The following is a 585-nucleotide window of genomic DNA, read 5'->3' as shown; positions in this document are numbered from 1 at the left end:
GGACCTACCGGAGGACGGCAAAAGACAGGCCGACACTCTCGTTGCGCGCGTTCAGGCCGACGCTTCAGAAGCGGTGGATGTCGCAAAGCAGAGCGCGGGGAAAGTGGTGGAGGAAGCTAAGGCACAGGGGGCCGACCTGTTGGGCCAAGCCCAGCTGCGCGCGGAGGATTTGGTAGAGGAGGGCAAGGCGACGGGGGCCGAGCAGGCTTCCGGTTTCGCCCGGGCTATACGTCGTGCGGCTGACGATCTGGAAGACTCCTCTCCGGATGTGGCCCGGCACGTGCGCACGGCGGCGGACTCCCTCACTGGTATTTCCGACGCTTTGCGCGATCGGAGCGCTGGTCAGCTTTTCCAGGACGTGACGGCTTTCGCTCGTCGCCAGCCAACATTGTTCTTCGGTGTCGGCGCGATCGCCGGGTTTGCCCTGGTTCGCTTCGCCATGAGCTCTGCGGTCGCTAAAAGCGCACCGCCGAGGCCGACGACCAACAGCGCCCCAGGCTGGACGAAGGAGGGCGTGGACGAACCGCCGCGCCCGGCGACAATGGCCGCCGCGACCCTCGGGGGCGCAGCAGCGCACCGCAAGGG

1 protein-coding gene is annotated in these 585 nt (G+C 67.2%); it reads left to right on the top strand.

Going from position 1 to position 585, the window contains the following annotated elements; genetic code table 11:
- Window positions 1-585: hypothetical protein (locus AC1DWF_RS36795; protein WP_476843365.1), on the top strand; the 585-nt coding region annotated here is incomplete at both ends.

Source organism: Aminobacter sp. P4_D5, assembly GCF_056401815.1.
The sequence above is the reverse complement of the archived record's forward strand: the minus strand, read 5'-3'. Positions and strand labels throughout refer to the sequence as shown.